The organism is Aestuariirhabdus sp. LZHN29, assembly GCF_049985285.1.
Classification (GTDB): Bacteria; Pseudomonadota; Gammaproteobacteria; order Pseudomonadales; family Aestuariirhabdaceae; genus Aestuariirhabdus.
The window spans coordinates 1-582 of the sequence record NZ_JBNIEU010000013.1 but is presented as its reverse complement, the minus strand read 5'-3'; the positions used below and the strand labels follow the sequence as shown (position 1 = coordinate 582).

2 protein-coding genes are annotated in these 582 nt (G+C 59.1%); both read right to left on the bottom strand.

What is annotated here, in order from left to right; genetic code table 11:
* Positions 1 to 81: 81 nt before the first annotated feature.
* Entirely contained in the window at positions 82 to 261 is a 180-nt protein-coding gene (gene rpmF, locus ACP3PW_RS17240) for a 50S ribosomal protein L32 (protein WP_011001000.1), read from the bottom strand.
* A gap of 114 nt (positions 262 to 375) precedes the next feature.
* A partial coding sequence (locus ACP3PW_RS17235) for a YceD family protein (protein WP_426417967.1) occupies positions 376 to 582 on the bottom strand: 207 nt, incomplete at its 5' end.

Here is a 582-nt window from a genome sequence, read left to right as displayed (position 1 = left end):
GCTTGCCGCTTTTTTGCTTGCATCATGAACCGGTGCGTTCAGACCAACCCAACACGCTTGCCAGAAGACTGGCAAACCGCATCAGTCGTTCTTGGTCTTGACGACCTTACGGCCGCGATAGTAGCCGTTCGGGCTCACGTGGTGACGCAGGTGGACTTCACCCGTGGTCGCCTCGACAGCGATCGGGGCCGAGGTGAGGAAGTCGTGCGAACGATGCATGCCGCGCTTGGACGGCGACTTCTTGTTTTGTTGAACAGCCATGATGACTCCTAAGCAATTTGATCAATTTTATCACATCACACGGAGCCGGAGCGTAGCCATTCCGGTAGGCGTGTGAAACGTACCGCCATCGGCACGCGCAAAGCTTGCGCATGCCTAATGTTTTGTCTTCAGGTTTGCCAGCACCGCGAACGGCGACGGCTTCTTTTCGGCTTCCACCGCTTCCGGCTCCACCGCGTCCGGACAGGTTTCGTGACGCGGCGACACCGGCAACGCCAGCAGCAGCTCGTCTTCGATCTGCGAGATCAGGTCGAAGTCGCGCGAACCGACGATGACATCCGCCTCGTCGTCGTCCAGCGGGGC

What these genes read in the sequence shown, in the direction of transcription:
- rpmF (WP_011001000.1), bottom strand. Translation starts at nt 261, where the DNA reads ATGGCTGTTCAACAAAACAAGAAGTCGCCGTCCAAGCGCGGCATGCAT.